Source organism: Verrucomicrobium sp. BvORR034 (genome assembly GCF_000739635.1).
Classification (GTDB): Bacteria; Verrucomicrobiota; Verrucomicrobiia; order Verrucomicrobiales; family Verrucomicrobiaceae; genus Verrucomicrobium.
Genome location: NZ_BATQ01000136.1, coordinates 102,699 through 119,324, shown reverse-complemented (window position 1 = coordinate 119,324; position 16,626 = coordinate 102,699). Strand labels below are relative to the sequence as shown.

Below are 16,626 nucleotides of genomic sequence, written 5' to 3'. Positions count from 1 at the left end.
ACAGGCGAGGAGTTGTCGGGCTTTGCTGCCATCACCGGCCGCGCTATGAAGTGGTAGTGGTTGCTGAAAACCGCCCATGCTTCGAGCTGCCATCCGTGGGTATGCGCATGGCTCAAGAGCGAGTCGTGCAGCAGGTGTAGCCTTGTTGAGTCATGGAAAAGTGGGGCTTTCAGATACGTGCTGGCAGTGACAAAAAAGGTACTGGTGGCGTCAAAGTGATGCGGAGGCGCATGGGGCCACGGAGTAGGTGAGGGCGCGTCTGTGGGGCTTTCCATCCTGGTTGTTCGGTGGGTGTTTGGAGCAATTCTTTGCTCTTCGCTACTCAGCCGCAACCGAATTGATGCGTGAATGAATGCACCCTTTGATCCAGGGGCGAAAGCTGGCTGCAGGTGAGACTCTTTCCAGGCTTCCATCACCTTGATGCGGAGCATCTTTGGGAGTGCGTGCGAGAATCGCCGCTTTCGAGAGACCTGTGTGGAACGAGAGCGAATGACAGGGGAGCGGAGGAGATGGGAGGCTGGGTTCCGGCGACAGAGGTGAGGTTCAAGCCTATCACAAGGCGTAGCCAAAGCGGTGATTCTCACCGCAGTCCCAAAAGCGCTGCGCGCTCAGGTGTTGGGGATGATGAGTTTGCTTGGAGGTGCAAAGGCCTCCGAAGTCACAGGCCGTGCACCCTCCACTCCAACCAAACTTCTCAAGCTTTACCGAATCACGCCCCAGTGGCTGGTTAGCGGCCAGTAGCAGAACCAGCCTGGGCCGACGACGTTCTGCTCGGGCACGGGGCCCCAGTAGCGGCTGTCGGAGCTCTGGTAGCTGTTGTCTCCCAGGGCAAGGTACTGCTTCTTCTGCAGGGCAATTTCGCGAACAGGTACGCGGCGGCCGGTGAAGTCCTGGATGGCGTCTTCATAGCCACGGTAGCCGTCCTTGGGTTCAATGTAAGTACCGGTCATCACGCGTTTGAAGCCGGGTTCGGTGGCGAGCTGGCCGTTGATGAACAGTTGGGAGTCCTTGATGGACACGGTGTCCTCAGGGACGCCGCCGAGGCGCTTGATGTAGTGTTGGGAGCCCCAGCGTTCATCAAAGTTGCGGCTCTCGATGCCGGCGATGTTCTTGGTGGTGAATACGAACACCTCCCCGCGGGTGGGGCGGCGGAAGTGGTAGGCGAACTTGTTCACGATGACATGGTCACCATTCTGCACGATACCGCGGGCCAGCACCTGGCCCTTGCGGACATAGATGCTGCTGGCGTTTGCCATCTGCATGGTGGCACGACGGTCAGGGGTGTCGCTATTGCCTTCCATCATCTCCGTCCGGAGGTGGGCACCGATGTTCAGCTCGCGTTCGAGCTGGATCTTGGGGCAGGAGATCTTGATGTCGTGTCCGTCAGCGAAATGCAAACGGCTGTAAGGGCGGAAGATGAGGAACTTGTGCTCGGTAATGGTGTCTGAAAGACGGAGCGGTCCTTCGTGGTCTGAGACCACATTCAAGTAAGTGGTGCCGGTGAAGAACCCGCCGATTTTGCCCAGAAAGCCGGGATTGGGATCTTTTTCAGTCGCTTCAGCACGGATGCCATTGAGCGTGGGCTGCATGGAGCCCGTGGGGATCTGGAAGGGCTGGGCAATGTAGGAACGGATGCCCAGGGCAATGACGATGGAGACAAAGAAGACCTCGATGTTCTCCGCCCACTCCGTGGTGCGCGCATCAGGCAGGGCGCGCTCACACACCTGGTTCAACTGCTTGCTCACCTCATCAATGCGGGTGCTGTTGCGCTGGCTGATGGCAGCGTCCAGTTCACCACGCAACCCGTTGATCTCATCTACCTTGGTCGTAGGCAGCAGATCCCGCTTGTAGTGGAGGAAACGGTTGACCCCCTTGCGGAGCAGCTTGGCGTGCTTGATGAAGCGCGGTTGAAACATGGCTGGCTGTGACTGGGTGGTGGTCGATTGATGGGGCGCTTGTGAGCGCAGATAGAGAGAGGGGCGGTGGCTGCCCCTGTGTTGACGCACCAGGAGCAGCGTGATGAGGGGCTGCTCAATCCCCGGTCTTGAGCACCTGGATGAAGGCCTCCTGCGGGATGTTGACGCGGCCAATGGCTTTCATGCGCTTCTTGCCTTCCTTCTGCTTTTCCAAGAGCTTGCGCTTACGGGAGATGTCACCGCCGTAGCACTTGGCGGTCACGTCCTTGCGCATGGCGCTGATGGATTCACGGGCGATGACCTTGCCGCCGATGGCGGCCTGGATGGCGACAACGAAGAGCTGGACGGGAATGACTTCCTTGAGCTTGGCAGCGAGAGCGCGGCCGCGGGACTCTGCCTTGCTGCGGTGCACGATGCAGGAGAAGGCGTCCACGGGCTCACCGGCGATGAGCATGTCCATCTTCACAAGGTCGGAGGCCTGGTAGCCGGCGTGCTCATAGTCCATGCTGCCGTAGCCGCGGGTGGCGCTCTTGAGCTTGTCGTTGAAGTCCACGAGGATTTCGTTGAGCGGCAGCATGCACTGCAACATCACACGGTTGTCGTCGAGGGTTTCCGTGTGCTGCACGTCGCCGCGCTTGTCCATGACGAGCTGCATCATGTCACCGATGTACTCGTTGGGCACCATGAGGAAGATCTTCACCATGGGCTCGCGGATTTCCTCGATCTCCGGCACGGGCGGGAGGAAGGAGGGGTTGTCCACGATGACCATTTCACCGTTGGTCTTCAGCACCTCGTAGATAACGCTCGGGTACGTGGAAATCACGTCCATCTGGAACTCGCGGCGCAGGCGCTCCTGGATGATCTCCATGTGGAGCAGGCCCAGGAAGCCGCAGCGGAAGCCGAAGCCGAGGGCGGCGGAGCTTTCCGCCATGTAGCTGAAGGCGGCGTCGTTGATCTGCAGCTTGCCCATCGCGGCCTTGAGGGACTCGAAGTCCTCCGAGCTCACCGGGTAGATGCCGCTGAACACGAGGGGGTGGATTTCCTTGAAGCCCGGGAGGGGCTGCGGGGCGGGCCTGCGGGTCTCCGTGACGGTGTCACCGATCTTCACGTCCGCGGTGGTCTTCACGTTGGCGATGATGTAGCCCACGTCACCAACATGCAGCTCCGGCACGGTGGACATCTTGGGGCGGAAGACGCCCACGTCCTTCACTTCGTAGTCGAGGCCGGTGGACATCATGCGCACCTTCATGCCGCGCTTCACGCTGCCGCTGAAAATGCGGACATAGGAAACGACACCGCGGTAGGCATCAAAGATGGAGTCAAACACCGAGGCGCGCAGGTGTTCTTCACCAAGAGAGGTGGGGGCGGGAATGTACTTCACCACGGCCTCCAGGATGTCCTCAATGCCGATCCCCATCTTGGCGCTGGCTGGCACGGCTTCATCGGAGGAGAGCTGCAGGATGTCCTCCAGCTGCCGCTTCACGCGCGGCACATCGGCGCTGGGAAGGTCGATCTTGTTGATGACCGGGATGACATGCAGGTTCTGCTGCATCGCCAGGTTGAGGTTGGCGACGGTCTGGGCCTCCACGCCCTGGGAGGCGTCCACCAGAAGCAGGGCACCTTCACAGGCAGCGAGGGAGCGGGAGACTTCGTAGGAGAAGTCCACGTGCCCCGGGGTGTCCAGGAGGTTGAGTTTGTAGGTTTTCCCATCCTTGGCCTTGTAGCTCATGGTCACCGGGTGCGCCTTGATCGTGATGCCACGCTCGCGCTCCAGATCCATGGAATCGAGCAACTGATCCTGCTGCTGCCTCTCTGAGATGGTCTTGGTGAACTCCAGCAACCGGTCGGAGAGAGTGGTCTTCCCGTGGTCAATGTGGGCGATGATGGAGAAGTTGCGGGTCAGTTCGATAGACATCAGAGGTCGGGGGGACGGGAAAAAGGGGGATGAGACTTAATCGCGGAACCGCCACTTGGCAAGGGGGGCTTATCCGCCGGAGAAGTGGGAGAGCAGGGTGACGGCGAGGTTGCTGCCGGCGTGCACGAACATGCTGGCGGCCAGTTTCCCGGTCCGCTGGTACACCCAGCAGAAAAGCAGGCCGTAGAGGAAGACGTGAATGGTGCCGTTGACGCTGTAAAAATGAGACCCTGCGAAGACGAAACTGGAGATCAGCATGCCAACCAGAGTGCCCCACCGGGCCTGCACAGACCTGAAGATGAAGCCGCGGAAGATGATCTCCTCGACAAAAGGTGCCATGATCACACTCCAAAAGATGCCCAGGGGGAGGGCAAGTTCACCTTGATCGGAGAAGGATCGGCTAAGGCCATCCAGAACGCTGGAGGTGGAGCCCAGAGACGCGAGGCCCGCATCGACGAAGTGGAAAAGCCACGGGAGCAGTCCCATGCTGGTGACCCCCAAACCGAAGAAGCTGAGGGAGGCGAAATCGCGATTCCGAAATCCAAAGACTTCGGCCAGTCTCGAGAATCCGGGGGCGTAAGTGCGGCAGAGAGGGAGCAAGGGCAGCGCAGCCATCGCAGTGGCCCAGCCCAGCCAGATCCACGTGTTGGTCTGCCAGGCGGAGTATTCGTCCACCATGGCCCCAATCATGGCCGCCACCCAGGGGTACAGTAAGGCGAAGACTTGGTGATTCAGCCAAAGGGCAGCCAGTGCCGCCAGGGCGAAGGTGCTGACCACCCGTGGGCCGGGCCAGAGACGATAGAGACGTCGATGGGACGCCGGTTGTTTCAGGCGGGGCCGAGACAGGGCCATCCAGGCCGCCGGGATAGCCAGCAGCCCCAGCAAGGTGAGGTCCACCAAGATGACGGCGGCGAACACAATATCGCCCATTGCGCCTTGTTGGGCCCTCTGGAGAGCTTCTTGATCGACTAGGTCTGGTAGCTGGTGTTGGGCTGCGAGGAACCCTTTCCACCAATCCACGGGTTGCTCGCGCAGGTACTGCTCGAATTCGTTGCGTTCGCCTTCCGTCAGCGGGGTGCCGTCCACAGCGCCTTTCACATAGTGGTAGGTGGGCTCCTTCCGTCCTTTCTCGCTGACGGATTCCAATGCCTCCAGCGCAATTTCCTTCCATTCCCCAGTATCATCCTTCTTGTCCTGACTGAAGCGAAGACTGACCAGGGCCAGGTCCAATTGCAACGAGTCCGACGAATATCCTTCCTCTTCCACGGCCATGAAGGCGTCGTGGACATCGCCTGGGATGGCTTCCAACTCGAGCATCCACTTCATGAAGCCTGGCCCGTCGTACCCCTTCTGGGTGTACTCGTCATGAACCAGCATGGAGTTGGCGACATAATTGCGGAAAGCTTCCGAGGTGCTCGCTGCGGCACCGGATCCGCCGTTCCACGACCATTCAGTCGCCCACCAGACGGAAAGGATGACGGCGGTGAATGCCCAGACCTGCATTTCGTGCACCAGCCCCATTCCGCCGGGAAGACGGCGTTTGGAGGGGCGCTGCGTGACGTTCAGGTCGCCGTATGCAGCGGGATTTGGAGGAGGGGAAGACGTGAGCCTGGGTTCTGTGCCAGATTCGTCACCAGAGGGTGGGGGCATCCCGTCGTCCTACTGGAAGTTTCGCGACTGGACAAGTGAAAGCGACCTGACAGAGGACCGCAGGGTTGCGGCGCAGGTAAATCAAACTTTCGAGAGTCAAATTGAGGCAGAGCCCCAGTTTGTCAGCTATCTGACTTAGATCGAAGCAGGCTCGGCGTAGGGCGAAAGCCGCCACACAATGCGCACGCTCACTTCTTCAGGGCTGTTGAGCCGGAGGTCGGATTCAAACGCCTCCTGCTGGGCACGCCGAGTCAGGTGACGCAGGTCACGGCAGTGGAAATTCACCGACTCCTGGCGGGCCGGGAAATCTTGGGCGGTGGTTTCGAGACCAAAGGAGGGCTCCAGCACACGACGAAGGCGGAAGAAAAGCAGATAGTGCTCGCTTTCAAGGCGATTGCGCGCGGCAAAGAAGACGGAAAGTACCGACTGGGCGGAGGCCTGGCTGTCGAGCAGCATCATGCGGAGATCGAGGACTTCATCCGCAGCCGAGGGGGAAACTTCACAAAGCAGCTGAGCGGCCAGACGGGCAGCATCAGCACGCCATCTTGCCAAATGCCGCCGGGAATCGGTGGCCGGGGAAGAAACGCCAGTGTGAACTTGCATGCGAAAAGAAGGATCAGAATCGTGACAATGCAAATGAAATCGTGAGAATGGGTCTCAGTAGCCTGTGCTCAGTGACGAAACGGTCAAATATTGTCCCATCTTGCGAAGAAAGTGAACGGGAGGAGTGATGGAGTATAGGAGCGTGCTTGGATGGAGGATGCATCGCCGCTTCTGGGACGGGTTGTTGAACTCCCGTGGAGTACCCGGGGTGGCGACTTCGCGGTCTGACTCTGCGAATGTGGGACTGCTATGTATCTATCACGCCGTTGGTGCGGGCTTCTAAACTCACAAGCAACTCCGCTCTGGCTTCGGGCTTCGCCATGAACAACCAGCCAACAAAAAAGACCAGCTCCGGAGAGCTGGTCTTTGATAAGGGATTGGTCAAAACCTGAACCGCTGTGAGAAGCGCTTACAGATTCTTGAGGTAGCTCTTCAGCATCCAGAGAGTCTTGTCGTGGTACTGGATGCGCTTGATGGCGAGGTCTTGCGTTTCGAGGTCGTGGGCCTGCTCAGCGGTGTCGCGAAGTTTCTTCGCGGACTCGTTGGCGGTTTCGTTGCCTTCGATGATCGCGGCGACGAAATCTTTGGCCGGAGCGGCACCCACAGGAACGCCGGGGATGGAGCTGGCTTTCGCAAAGACAGCAAGGCCGCCGGGGGAGTAGTCACCCAAGGCGCGAATGCGCTCGGCAACTTCGTCTACAGCTTCGAAAAGCTCCTCATACTGTTTCTGAAACGCGCCGTGAAGTTCGAAGAAAGCAGGGCCTTCCACATTCCAGTGAGCGAGGTGGGTTTCCGCCATGAGGCTGTAGGAATCAGCAAGCAGGCTGGAGAGGGCCGCTGTCACAGCGCTCTGGGTTTTACCGGGAGAAGTTTTCGTGGTGCTCATATAGCTAAATACGTTATTGAGAAAGTAGGCGGTTGTTGAGAATGCTGCAACCAATCATTTCGCTGTAACTTGCTGAAATGTGAATTAGGATTGAGAATCTATGTCAAGAACACTGTGCGACTGGAGCAAGAAGGACATTCAACGGCATGCCGATGAGCTGCTGGAGATTGTCTCGCCCCAGCTTTACATCTGTGAGAAGTGCGCCCGCACGGCGTGCGATGACCGGTACTTGTGCCGGGGGGTGGAGATTGCCAAGCTGCGTCGCCGCCATGAGCGTGAACTGGCCCACCATGGGCATGATGATTGATGGAATGATGGTGTTGAGGTGAGATGGATCAACAGATTGATTGATTGACGACCTGGAAGAGTGATTTCCCAACGCAGCAGTGATCCGGTAATGTTGTTTCCTGAAGATGAACTGGTTGTGGCGCAGCCTGCTGCAACGCAGCTCCCGGTGAGGGAGTTCGAGGATCTTATGGCCCGCCCAGGCCCCGTGCTTGCGCTGGCCCCCATGCAGGACGTGACGGATCTGCCCTTCTGGCGGCTCATGGCGGATTATGATGGAGCGGATCTCTACTATACCGAGTACTTCCGAGTCCATGCGGACTCCAACCTCGAGAAGCCCATTCTGCGCTCGGTGACGGAGAATCCCACAGGACGCCCTGTGGCGGCGCAGATGATCGGGAACGACATTGCCTCACTCGTGCGCACCGCGCGGGAGCTGCAGGAGCATCCGATTGCCGCCGTGGACCTGAATCTGGGCTGCCCGGCCCCGGTGGTGTACAAGAAGTGTGCTGGGGGCGGCCTGCTACGGGATCCCCGCCATGTGGATGCCATTCTAGGGGCGCTCAGGGACACGGTGGTGAAATGCAAGTTCACGGTGAAGACGCGCATTGGCTTCGATGACGCCGGCGTGTTCGAGCAATTCCTGCCCATCTTTGCGAAGCACAACATTGATCTTCTCACCGTGCACGGTCGCACGGTGGCAGAGATGTACCGGAGCGAGGTGCACTACGACTTCATCGCCCGCGCTGTGGAGGCGATGAAGTGTCCTGTGCTGGCCAACGGCAACGTTTCGTCAGCTGCGAAGGCGGAGGAGATTCTCCAGCTGACGGGAGCCCGTGGCCTGATGATCGGACGTGGGGCGATCCGCAATCCGTGGATGTTCCGGCAGATCCGCCAGCATTTGGCGGGGAAGCCGGTCATCGTGCCGAGGGGGCGGGAGGTGCTGGACTACATCCACCGTCTTTATGAGGCGGTGACCAGCCCGGAGGTACCGGAGACGTTGCAGGTGCAGAAGATGAAAAAGTACCTGAACTTCCTCGGTCTGGGGGTCGAACCAACTGGGGCGTTTCTGCACGCCATGCGGCGTACCAAGACCAAGGCAGAGCTCTTCGCCGTGTGTGCGAGCCACCTGGAGCACGACGAACCGATGGCGCTGGAACCCTTCAGTCTGGAACTCAAGGCCACGGACGTGATGGCCGGGGCGCATTTATAGGAGATCTCAGTAGCGCTTGGCGGGGAGGAGGCTCTTTGACAAGGCGGCCTTGCTTCACAGAGTGGGAGGCATGCATCGTCTGTTTCGCTTCCTGGTTCTCCCGGTTCTCCTGGGCACCTCGCCGATTGTGGCCGGGGCCGAGTTTCACGTTTCATTCTCGGGCCTGGACTCGGCAGCGGGCACGGCGGACGCCCCCTTTGCGACCCTGACCCGGGCGCGCGATGCTATTCGGGAGCTGCGCAAAAAGGCCGCGCTCAAAGAGCCGGGCCGGGTGGTGGTGCATGATGGGATCTACGAAATGCAGCAGCCGCTGGAGCTGGATGTGGTGGACGGCCGGTCTGACGGCCAACCGGTGACCTGGGAGGCTGCGCCGGGGGCGACGCCCAAGTTCATCGGCGCGCGCAAGGTGTCGGGCTGGACCGCGCATGAGGGCAACATCCTCAAGGCGGACGTTGCCAGTCTGAACTTGAGCAAGCTCCAGATCCGGCAACTCCTGCTGGATGGCGAGCGGCAGCCGCTGGCGCGCTACCCCAACTTTGACCCTGCCAATCCGCTCTACGGTGGATGGGCGTTTCTCACTGAACTGCCGGAGGGGGCCAATGAGGGGCACGTGTGGAAGCGGGAAGGCTATGTGAAGGAGGCGGACGTGCGCAAGTGGTCCCGGCCGGAGGAGGTGGAGCTGTTCATCTTCGCCCAGTACGGATGGTGGAATTTCATTGAACCGGTGAAGTCGCTGGATCAGGTGACCCGCAAGCTGACGCTCGCCAAGGACTGCGGGTACGATCTGCATCCGCACAACCGCTACTTCTTCCAGAACGCGCTGGAGGAGCTGGATGCCCCCGGCGAGTGGTATCTGGACCAAAAGAGCGCCACGCTGTACTTCTGGCCGCCCAAGGCGCTGGACAAGGCGGAAGTGCGGATTCCGGTGGTGGAGAGCTTCATACGCATGCGTGCTGGCGTGAAGGGCATCACGGTGCGGGGTCTGTCCTTCCTGGGCTGCAATGGCACGGCAGTCACCATGGAAGGTACGGAAGACTGCCTGGTGACAAAGTGCGTCATTGAGCACTGCGGCACCATGCGCGGCTCCGGCGTGAGCCTGCAGGGCGGTAAGAACAACCGGGTGGAGCGCAATGAGATCTCCTACATTGGCAACACCGGTGTGGGAGTGGGCGGTGGCGATCGCAAGACGCTGGTGCCAGCCAACAACGTGGTGACCAACAACCACATCCACCACGTAGGCGTCATCAACAAGAATGCTGCAGGAGTGGGCCTGGGCGGGGTGGGGAACGTGGTGACGCACAATCTGATCCATGACGGTCCGCGCATGGGCGTGCAGTTCAGCGGAAACAACTTGGTCATCGAGTACAACCACATTCACCACGTGATGCTGGAGACCCAGGATGGCGGCGGCGTTTACACCGGTGGCCGGGACTGGATCAGCTCCCGTGGCACGAGCCTGAAGTACAACTTCATCCATGACATCGTGGGGGTGGGGCAGGAGTCTGCCGGCCTCAAGGTGCCGTTCTTCGCCTGGGGCATCTATATGGACGACAACGCTGGCGGGCTGGACATTGTGGGCAACATCGTGGCCCGCTGCTCCCGTGCGGCCATTCACCTGCACAACGGGCGGGATCACCACATCCTGAACAACATCTTTGTGGACGGGGGCGAGCGGCAGATCGAGTTCAACGGCTGGCGGCCTGAGCACAGTTATGTCAAAAACCACATGACCACGATGGTCGAGGGCTGGGCCAGTGTGAAAGACCTGCCCGCGTGGAAGGGCATGCGTGGCATGGACATCGATCCGCGGAACGCCTTCTTCCCTGACCAGACGATGATGAGCGGCAATGTGACGGAGCGGAATATCGTGCTCTGGAGCAAGCCGGAACTGCGCTACGTGGATGCCCGCAACTGCATGCCGGAGCACAATACCTGCGACTACAATCTGGCATGGAATGGTGGCCAACCGATCCGCACGGCGGTATCCAAGGTGGGACCCGATGAGGGTGATGACCTACTGGCTGGAGCTGGCAGCTTCCAAGGCGTGACTGACGGTACCGCACCCAAGGGCTGGGGATGGAACCACAAGCCGCTCAAAGAGTTGAAGTCCGTGGTGCAGGGTGGGGTGCTGGTGACGGATGGTGCTGTCAGCAAGGATCCCAAGAACCCTCACAGTGTGATTCACAGTCCCTTCGTCCCCTTTAAGGCGGGGGCATCCTTCCGTGCCCGGTTGAAGGTGCGCTCCAACAAGCCGGAGGCCAAGGTTTCCGCAGCGTTCATGATGTTCGTGGGCGGCAAGGGGTATTGGGAAGGGCCTCGCAAAGAGATCCATCTCACCCCCGAGTGGCAGGAGGTGGAAGTGACCGGCTCCATGCCCCGTGAGACCGATGCGAAGTGGAAAGACTGGATGCGCCAGTTCTGCGTGAGGTTCGACTTCCCCGTGGACCAGGCTGTACTGGAGCTCAAAGACCTCAGCATTCGTGAGGCGGGTCCCATGGACGAATGGAGTGCCTGGCAGAGCGAAGGTTGGGACAAGCACTCGGTGGTGGCAGATCCGCTTTTTGAGGATGCCTCCAAAGATGACTACCGCCTCAAGCCGAAGTCTCCGGCCTTCAAACTCGGCTTCAAGGCGCTGCCGATCGAGAAGATCGGGGTGGTGGCGGAGGGAGAGGGGAAAAACTAGGGGATTGGGAATGGCAGATGGAAGGCGGTCGGCTTCGGACATACGTGCCCGTGGCGACTGAGCCGGCAGAGACTGTCGGACTACCCCTGTGGCGATGCTTCAGCGTACTCCGACGGTCCCCGTCGGGTGTGTGAACGGAGGAGTGCTGCCGAGGAACCACAGCAGACGAAGCGTCTACACAACGCTTTCAGCGTTGGGAATACCTCGGACTCTCCCCAACGTTGACTCGCTTGAGGCTCGGCCAACATTGGGCTGTGCTACACATCCCATTCTGGGATGAGAATTTCGGACCGAGGCTGGCACGCACGCGCCGGACCTCTGACCTACCTAACCCTTTGGTGGTATGCCCTTTTTCTCGAAACGCTAAACATTGCTTGCTGGATAGCTGCGATATGCAAATTATGGATAGTCCAATTTCTTATGCGAGCCCTGCCCGCACTCGTCTCTAGCTCTTTGTCCAGATCATGAGAAAGCTTCTGTTCGTCATCGCTGCGTTGGTAGGATTTGCAGGAGTAGGCATGGCGCAGGTGCCTGCCGCGCAAGAGGTCAATCCTCCAGCGGGAAGCCTCAAGGCGGCCGACCGGCTGGCGGAGGTGATGAATCTGAAGGGGCAGATGGGAGGCGGCTTTGAGGCTCTCATGCCCATGATCAAAGGTATGGCGGACAGCATGATGCTTGCTCCGGACGAGCGCACCGCTCTGGAGAGCACCTTCCGCCAGTGGTATCTGGAGGACTTCGACCACGCCAAGATTCTGGCAGAGACCGTGAAGCTCTACGCGAGCACCTTCACGGAGGAAGAACTGATCGTTTTGGCCGAGTTCTACACCACACCGGCGGGGCGTAAGGCCCTCACCGTCATGCCGGAGCTCATGAAACGAAGTGTGGTCATGGCAGCAGCAGAGAGCCGGGCCAAACAGGAGCAGCTGAAAGTGCGGCTGGATCGCCTCTTCACCGAGAAAGTGAGTCTGGCCTTGGAGCCCAAGGCTGGCCAGCGTGGGAAGAACTGAGAAGGGACAGGCTGATTCTCGGCAAACAATGCTTGTCAGGCTAGGGCTGGCAACCGCAAGATGAGCGCGGAATTTTTTCCGCCCATTCGCGTTTCACCCTCATCCTTCCCGCCCCGGTGCCAACTGGGGCGCTCTCATGCTTATGAAAATGCTGCTTCCGCTCGTTGCCGTTGTGCTCGCATTCACCTCTGTAAAGGGACAAGAGCCCACGCCGGGTGCTCTGAAGGCTGCGGAGAAGCTGGCGGACGTCATTGATCTGAAGGCTCAGATGTCGAGCGGCTTCGAGGCGATGATGCCGATGATCAACAACATGTCGGAAAAGATGAAGCTCAATCCGACGGACTCCAAGGAACTGGAAGGCATCTTCCGCGCATGGTTCATGGAGGACTTCGACCACGCCAAGATCTTCACCGAGACCATCAAGCTCTATGCGGAGAACTTTACTGAGGAGGAGCTCACTGGACTGACCGCCTTCTACGAAAGCCCCTTGGGCCGCAAGTCCCTCACGGCGCTCCCCCAGTTGATGAAGAAAGGTGCCCAAATGGGTATGGCTGAGGGCCAGGCCAAGCAGGACAAGCTGCGGGCCCGCCTGGAGCCCTTCTTTAAAAAACACACTCCGTCGGGAAATCCCTGAGCGTGAGGCCACCGGGTAACAAAAAAGCCCGGTACCCAGAAGCGGGGGGAGGCGTACATCCTACACGCATTCCTCTCGCAAACTTCTCAGTATGCCCAAACCCCCGCTTCCGGAGCGCCCCCTGCTGCTCCTCCTCGCTGCCGTCCAGTTCACCCACATCCTGGACTTCATGGTCATGATGCCGCTGGGGCCGCAGTTGATGAGACTGTTCCAGATCCAGCCTCACCAGTTCAGCAACTTGGTGGCTTCCTACACTTTCAGTGCGGCGGTGGCCGGTCTGCTGGGGGCATTTCTAGTGGATCGTTTTGACCGGAAGGCAGCCCTGCTGTTTTGCTATGCCGGTTTCCTGCTGGGGACGTTGGCTTGTGCCTTATCGCCCACCTACGAGACACTCCTCATGGCCCGCATCGTGAGCGGAGCCTTCGGCGGCGTGTCCGGGGCGATGGTCTTGACGGTCGTGGGCGACATCGTGCCACTGGAACGTCGGGCTTCGGCCATGGGCATCATCATGTCCTCCTTTGCGCTCGCCTCCATCCTGGGGGTGCCGGTCGGGCTCTGGTTGGCGGCGACCTGGAGCTGGCATGCTCCGTTCCTTATTGTGGTGGCCTTGGGATCGGTGGTGTGGCTGGTGACGCTGTTGCGTTTTCCCAGTCTACGGGGGCACTTGGCTGCCGCAGGCCAGCACACGAAGCAGGCCATTGCGGGCCTGTTTGAGCTTCTGACGAATCGCAACACCCTCACGGCGCTGGGTTTCATGATGGTGATGATTTTCGGGCACTTCATCATCATTCCCTTCCTGAGTCCCAGCATGGTGGCCAATGCGGGTCTGGCAGAGAAGGACCTGTCTTACTTCTACCTGGCGGGCGGTATCGCAAGTTTCGTGACCTCCCCGGTGGTTGGGCGTATGGCGGATCGGCATGGCCGGCTGAAAATGTTTGCCATCATGATCTTGGGAGCTCTTGTGCCGGTGTATCTCATCGCCAATCAGGGGCCGTCTCATCTGGCGGTCATCATGTTGGTGGCGGCGCTCTTTTTCGTGTTTGGTGGCGGGCGTTTCATCCCTGGCCAGGCCATCGTGACCTCGGCGGTGCCGGCGCGTCTGCGGGGCAGCTTTATGAGCTTGAACAGCAGCGTACGGGACCTCTCGGCCGGGGCAGCTTCCATGCTAGGCGGCCACATCGTGGTAAAGGACGCCCTGACTGGCAAGCTTCTCCACTTTCCCACGCTGGGATGGATCGCGATCGCGGCCAGTCTGGCGAGTGTGGTGCTCGCCTCCCGGGTGAAGGCGGTGGCGTAGCGGGGGCCTCGGGGAAGACAAAGCACTTCTGTTCGCAGCGTCTGAGAATGACGCGGGAGTGACCGCATCCTCTGGGGGCCCGGTCGCAAAGGGTGCGCGCAAGTTCGCAAGGCCGAATCCAGCTGGATGAACGATCTTTGTGGCAGAGGGTGAGCCCGTTGTGGTGCCTCACCCTGTGGAGAAGATTGCATTCGTTCAGTGGATTGATCGCCCTTTGTCCTGGCCATGGAACTCAACGTTCAACAGCGTCGCGGCTTTTACGCAGGGGACGCCATTCAACGCCGGATCGGGGAGTTTCTCGGCGGGCGGTTCCCTGATGGGGGCACAGCCGTGTACTTTGCCCCGGGTACGGAGTCGGAGTCGATGTACCGTCGACGCTATCCGCTCAAGGAATTGCCGCGCTGGCTGGACGACGGATCAGAGATCAATCGTTCACTCTGGGATCACGAATACCTCATTGCCCATCTGGATATTGAGTACGTGAACTTCGACCGGCCCGGGGAGATTTACCTCGATCCCGACCGCGGCTTCTCCCTGCAACAGCCCGTGCAGCGTGCGGTGAAGGACATCCTCTTCTCCTACGGCATCCGTCCGCTGCATTTGCTGACCGGGCGGGGTCACCATTTCGTGTGGCAGGTGCACCGGGACAGCGAGGTGTTTCAGAAGCTGGTCGGCTTTGGCCGGCTCTCCAACACGCTCGAACGGCTCTATGAAACATCTCCGGCACCCACTGGTGAACTCGTGGAACCGGAACTAGGGCGGGCCTTTGCCGGTCTGGGGCTGGTGATTGAGTATCTGGCCCACCAGGTGAAGACCGTGGCGGCGGGGGAGAGCGAGATCCCGGTGGAGATGGCCGCGATAGAAGTGGGCGCGGATGATCACGGTCGTGAGATGGTGTCGGTGGACATCACGGAGTATGCGGATCCGCTCATTGCAAGGGCAGTCCGGGTGCCGTTCAGTGTTTACCTAAAACCACGTCAGCAGACGTGGAAGCTGGGCACGGAGGCGGTGGACCGCATGCCACCCATCTTCAGCATTCCCATGCCGGCCGGGGTGCGGCTGGGGCGGGCTCTGCAGATGATGCGGGAGGTGGACAAGGTGAACCGGCTGGCGGAGCGCTCTTCCACCCGTATTCCGGATGCCTCGGAAGCGATGGATCGTCTGGTGACGGACTATGCGGCCTCGCGGTTGAGGAAATTTCACGACTGGTTCTATGAGGGCGAGCATGATCCGGCAGACAGATGGCCGGAGACGTATGACCGCACAGATCTCTCTGAGGTGCCGCCATGTGTGCGCCTCATCCTGGAGAAGCCCAACGACCTGTTGCTGCGGCCGGCTTGTGCAGAAAGGGTGGTGAGGGTGATGCTGGCCCTGGGCTGGCATCCAAGGCATATCGGAGGACTCATCCGCTCCAAGTATGAGCGTGAACACCATGAGTGGGGAGAGCAGTGGTACCTGTGCGACCCCGCCACACGCGCCGACTTTTATGCCCGGCTCTTCAGCGGGCTCTTTGCCACCGGGGTGGATGACCTGGTGGACTTCAACTGCCGCTCTGCCCAGGAGGAGAATCTCTGCCTGGTGGCAGATTGCGGCCATGATATCCGGCGGTTCCGAGAATCACTTTTACATAGGAGGCAACATGAGAGACTGGGCCATCGGCCTTTCCACGGGCTGTTTCTACCAGAGGAGCATCTTTGACTGTCTGGAAACGATCGGATCCGGAGGGTTCAACCTCGTGGAGATCTGCTCGTTTCCTGCGCACTTGAACTATCACGACACCGGCGCAGTGCACCGGGCTGCGGAGAGGATGGCGAGTATCGGGATTGAGGCGTATTCGTTCCACGCCCCCTTCGCCGATCACATCGACATCACCTCCCTCGACGCACAACGACGTGAGCAAGGGGTGAAGGAAGTGCTGGTGGCCGCGGAAGCCGCCGCCGTGCTACGCGCACGGCATTTTGTGATCCATCCCGGACCTGAGCACGCGCTGTATCCCACGGGGGATGAGCGGTGGTGGCGGCTTGAGCACGTGGCCCGCTCCCTCAGTACCATCGCCACCCGTTGCCAGGAGTTGGGCGTGCTGTGTGTGCTGGAGAACAAACTATCCCATCTCCTCTTCGGCAACATTCCAGACATGATGTGGATCCTGGGGGCCATGACGACCACGCATGTGGGGGTGTGTCTGGACACCGGTCACGCTTATCTGGCACGCAACCTGGACAGCGCCATGCACAAGCTGGCAGGCTATCTGAAGATGATGCACGCCAGTGACAATGCCGGGCATCATGATGACCACCTGCCGCCTGGAGAGGGTCATATCGACTGGGTGAACGTCCTGAGGAAACTTGACGACAGCGGCTTTCAGGGCTCCATCATGCTGGAGATTGCGGGCAGGGGAGAGCCGCATGAGGTGATGGCCGCGGCGCGAAAGGCCCGGAGGTATTTGCGGGACCAGGAGAGGAAGCTGTAGACAGGATTAACAAGATTTCTGACAGATTTACAAGATCGGGGATCGAGGTTGATACCTCCATTTCCAT

Annotated in this window: 13 protein-coding genes; 8 read left to right on the top strand and 5 right to left on the bottom strand. The window is 59.9% G+C overall.

All coding sequences use genetic code 11. From position 1 onward, the window contains the following. Window positions 1-701: 701 nt before the first annotated feature. From lepB to BV034_RS23335, 5 genes are all read right to left on the bottom strand, one after another. Complete coding sequence (lepB, locus tag BV034_RS23355) at window positions 702-1,916, bottom strand: signal peptidase I (RefSeq protein WP_050029379.1); 1,215 nt, start codon at window positions 1,914-1,916, stop codon at window positions 702-704. A 115-nt stretch (window positions 1,917-2,031) separates the two neighbouring features. Then, window positions 2,032-3,831 carry a translation elongation factor 4 gene (gene lepA, locus BV034_RS23350; RefSeq protein ID WP_050029378.1) on the bottom strand — a complete coding sequence of 600 codons (1,800 nt, stop codon included), beginning with the start codon at window positions 3,829-3,831 and terminating at the stop codon, window positions 2,032-2,034. A 69-nt stretch (window positions 3,832-3,900) separates the two neighbouring features. Continuing rightward, a complete protein-coding gene (locus BV034_RS23345) occupies window positions 3,901-5,481 on the bottom strand; it encodes a type II CAAX endopeptidase family protein (RefSeq protein ID WP_081888055.1) in 1,581 nt (526 codons plus the stop codon). 135 nt (window positions 5,482-5,616) lie between these two features. Then, on the bottom strand, window positions 5,617-6,084 hold the full coding sequence (locus BV034_RS23340; protein ID WP_050029376.1) for a hypothetical protein: 468 nt from the start codon (window positions 6,082-6,084) through the stop codon (window positions 5,617-5,619). A 409-nt stretch (window positions 6,085-6,493) separates the two neighbouring features. Continuing rightward, entirely contained in the window at window positions 6,494-6,970 is a 477-nt protein-coding gene (locus BV034_RS23335; protein WP_050029375.1) for a DNA starvation/stationary phase protection protein, read from the bottom strand. 100 nt (window positions 6,971-7,070) lie between these two features. On the opposite strand from BV034_RS23335, the gene BV034_RS23330 reads away from it, so the two are divergent. From BV034_RS23330 to BV034_RS23295, 8 genes are all read left to right on the top strand, one after another. Further along, the gene (locus BV034_RS23330) at window positions 7,071-7,277 is read left to right on the top strand and encodes a hypothetical protein (RefSeq protein WP_050029374.1); all 207 of its coding nucleotides are present in this window, start codon (window positions 7,071-7,073) and stop codon (window positions 7,275-7,277) included. A 90-nt stretch (window positions 7,278-7,367) separates the two neighbouring features. After that, window positions 7,368-8,468 (top strand): tRNA-dihydrouridine synthase family protein, encoded by a 1,101-nt coding sequence (locus tag BV034_RS23325; RefSeq protein ID WP_050029373.1) that lies wholly within the window; start codon window positions 7,368-7,370, stop codon window positions 8,466-8,468. A 70-nt stretch (window positions 8,469-8,538) separates the two neighbouring features. Continuing rightward, window positions 8,539-11,151 (top strand): right-handed parallel beta-helix repeat-containing protein, encoded by a 2,613-nt coding sequence (locus BV034_RS23320; protein WP_050029372.1) that lies wholly within the window; start codon window positions 8,539-8,541, stop codon window positions 11,149-11,151. 464 nt (window positions 11,152-11,615) lie between these two features. Then, the gene (locus BV034_RS23315; RefSeq protein ID WP_050029371.1) at window positions 11,616-12,158 is read left to right on the top strand and encodes a DUF2059 domain-containing protein; all 543 of its coding nucleotides are present in this window, start codon (window positions 11,616-11,618) and stop codon (window positions 12,156-12,158) included. Between the two features lie 142 nt (window positions 12,159-12,300). Continuing rightward, window positions 12,301-12,792, top strand: coding sequence for a DUF2059 domain-containing protein (locus BV034_RS23310; protein WP_050029370.1), 492 nt, complete (start codon window positions 12,301-12,303; stop codon window positions 12,790-12,792). 91 nt (window positions 12,793-12,883) lie between these two features. Next, entirely contained in the window at window positions 12,884-14,089 is a 1,206-nt protein-coding gene (locus BV034_RS23305; RefSeq protein ID WP_050029369.1) for an MFS transporter, read from the top strand. A 225-nt stretch (window positions 14,090-14,314) separates the two neighbouring features. Further along, window positions 14,315-15,787: a hypothetical protein gene (locus tag BV034_RS36365; protein ID WP_050029368.1), complete on the top strand. Its 1,473-nt coding sequence runs from the start codon at window positions 14,315-14,317 to the stop codon at window positions 15,785-15,787. Next, window positions 15,729-16,559, top strand: a complete 831-nt coding sequence (locus tag BV034_RS23295; RefSeq protein ID WP_050029367.1) for a sugar phosphate isomerase/epimerase family protein — start codon at window positions 15,729-15,731, stop codon at window positions 16,557-16,559. The genes BV034_RS36365 and BV034_RS23295 overlap by 59 nt, the downstream gene beginning before the upstream one ends. The last annotated feature ends 67 nt before the right edge of the window (window positions 16,560-16,626 follow it).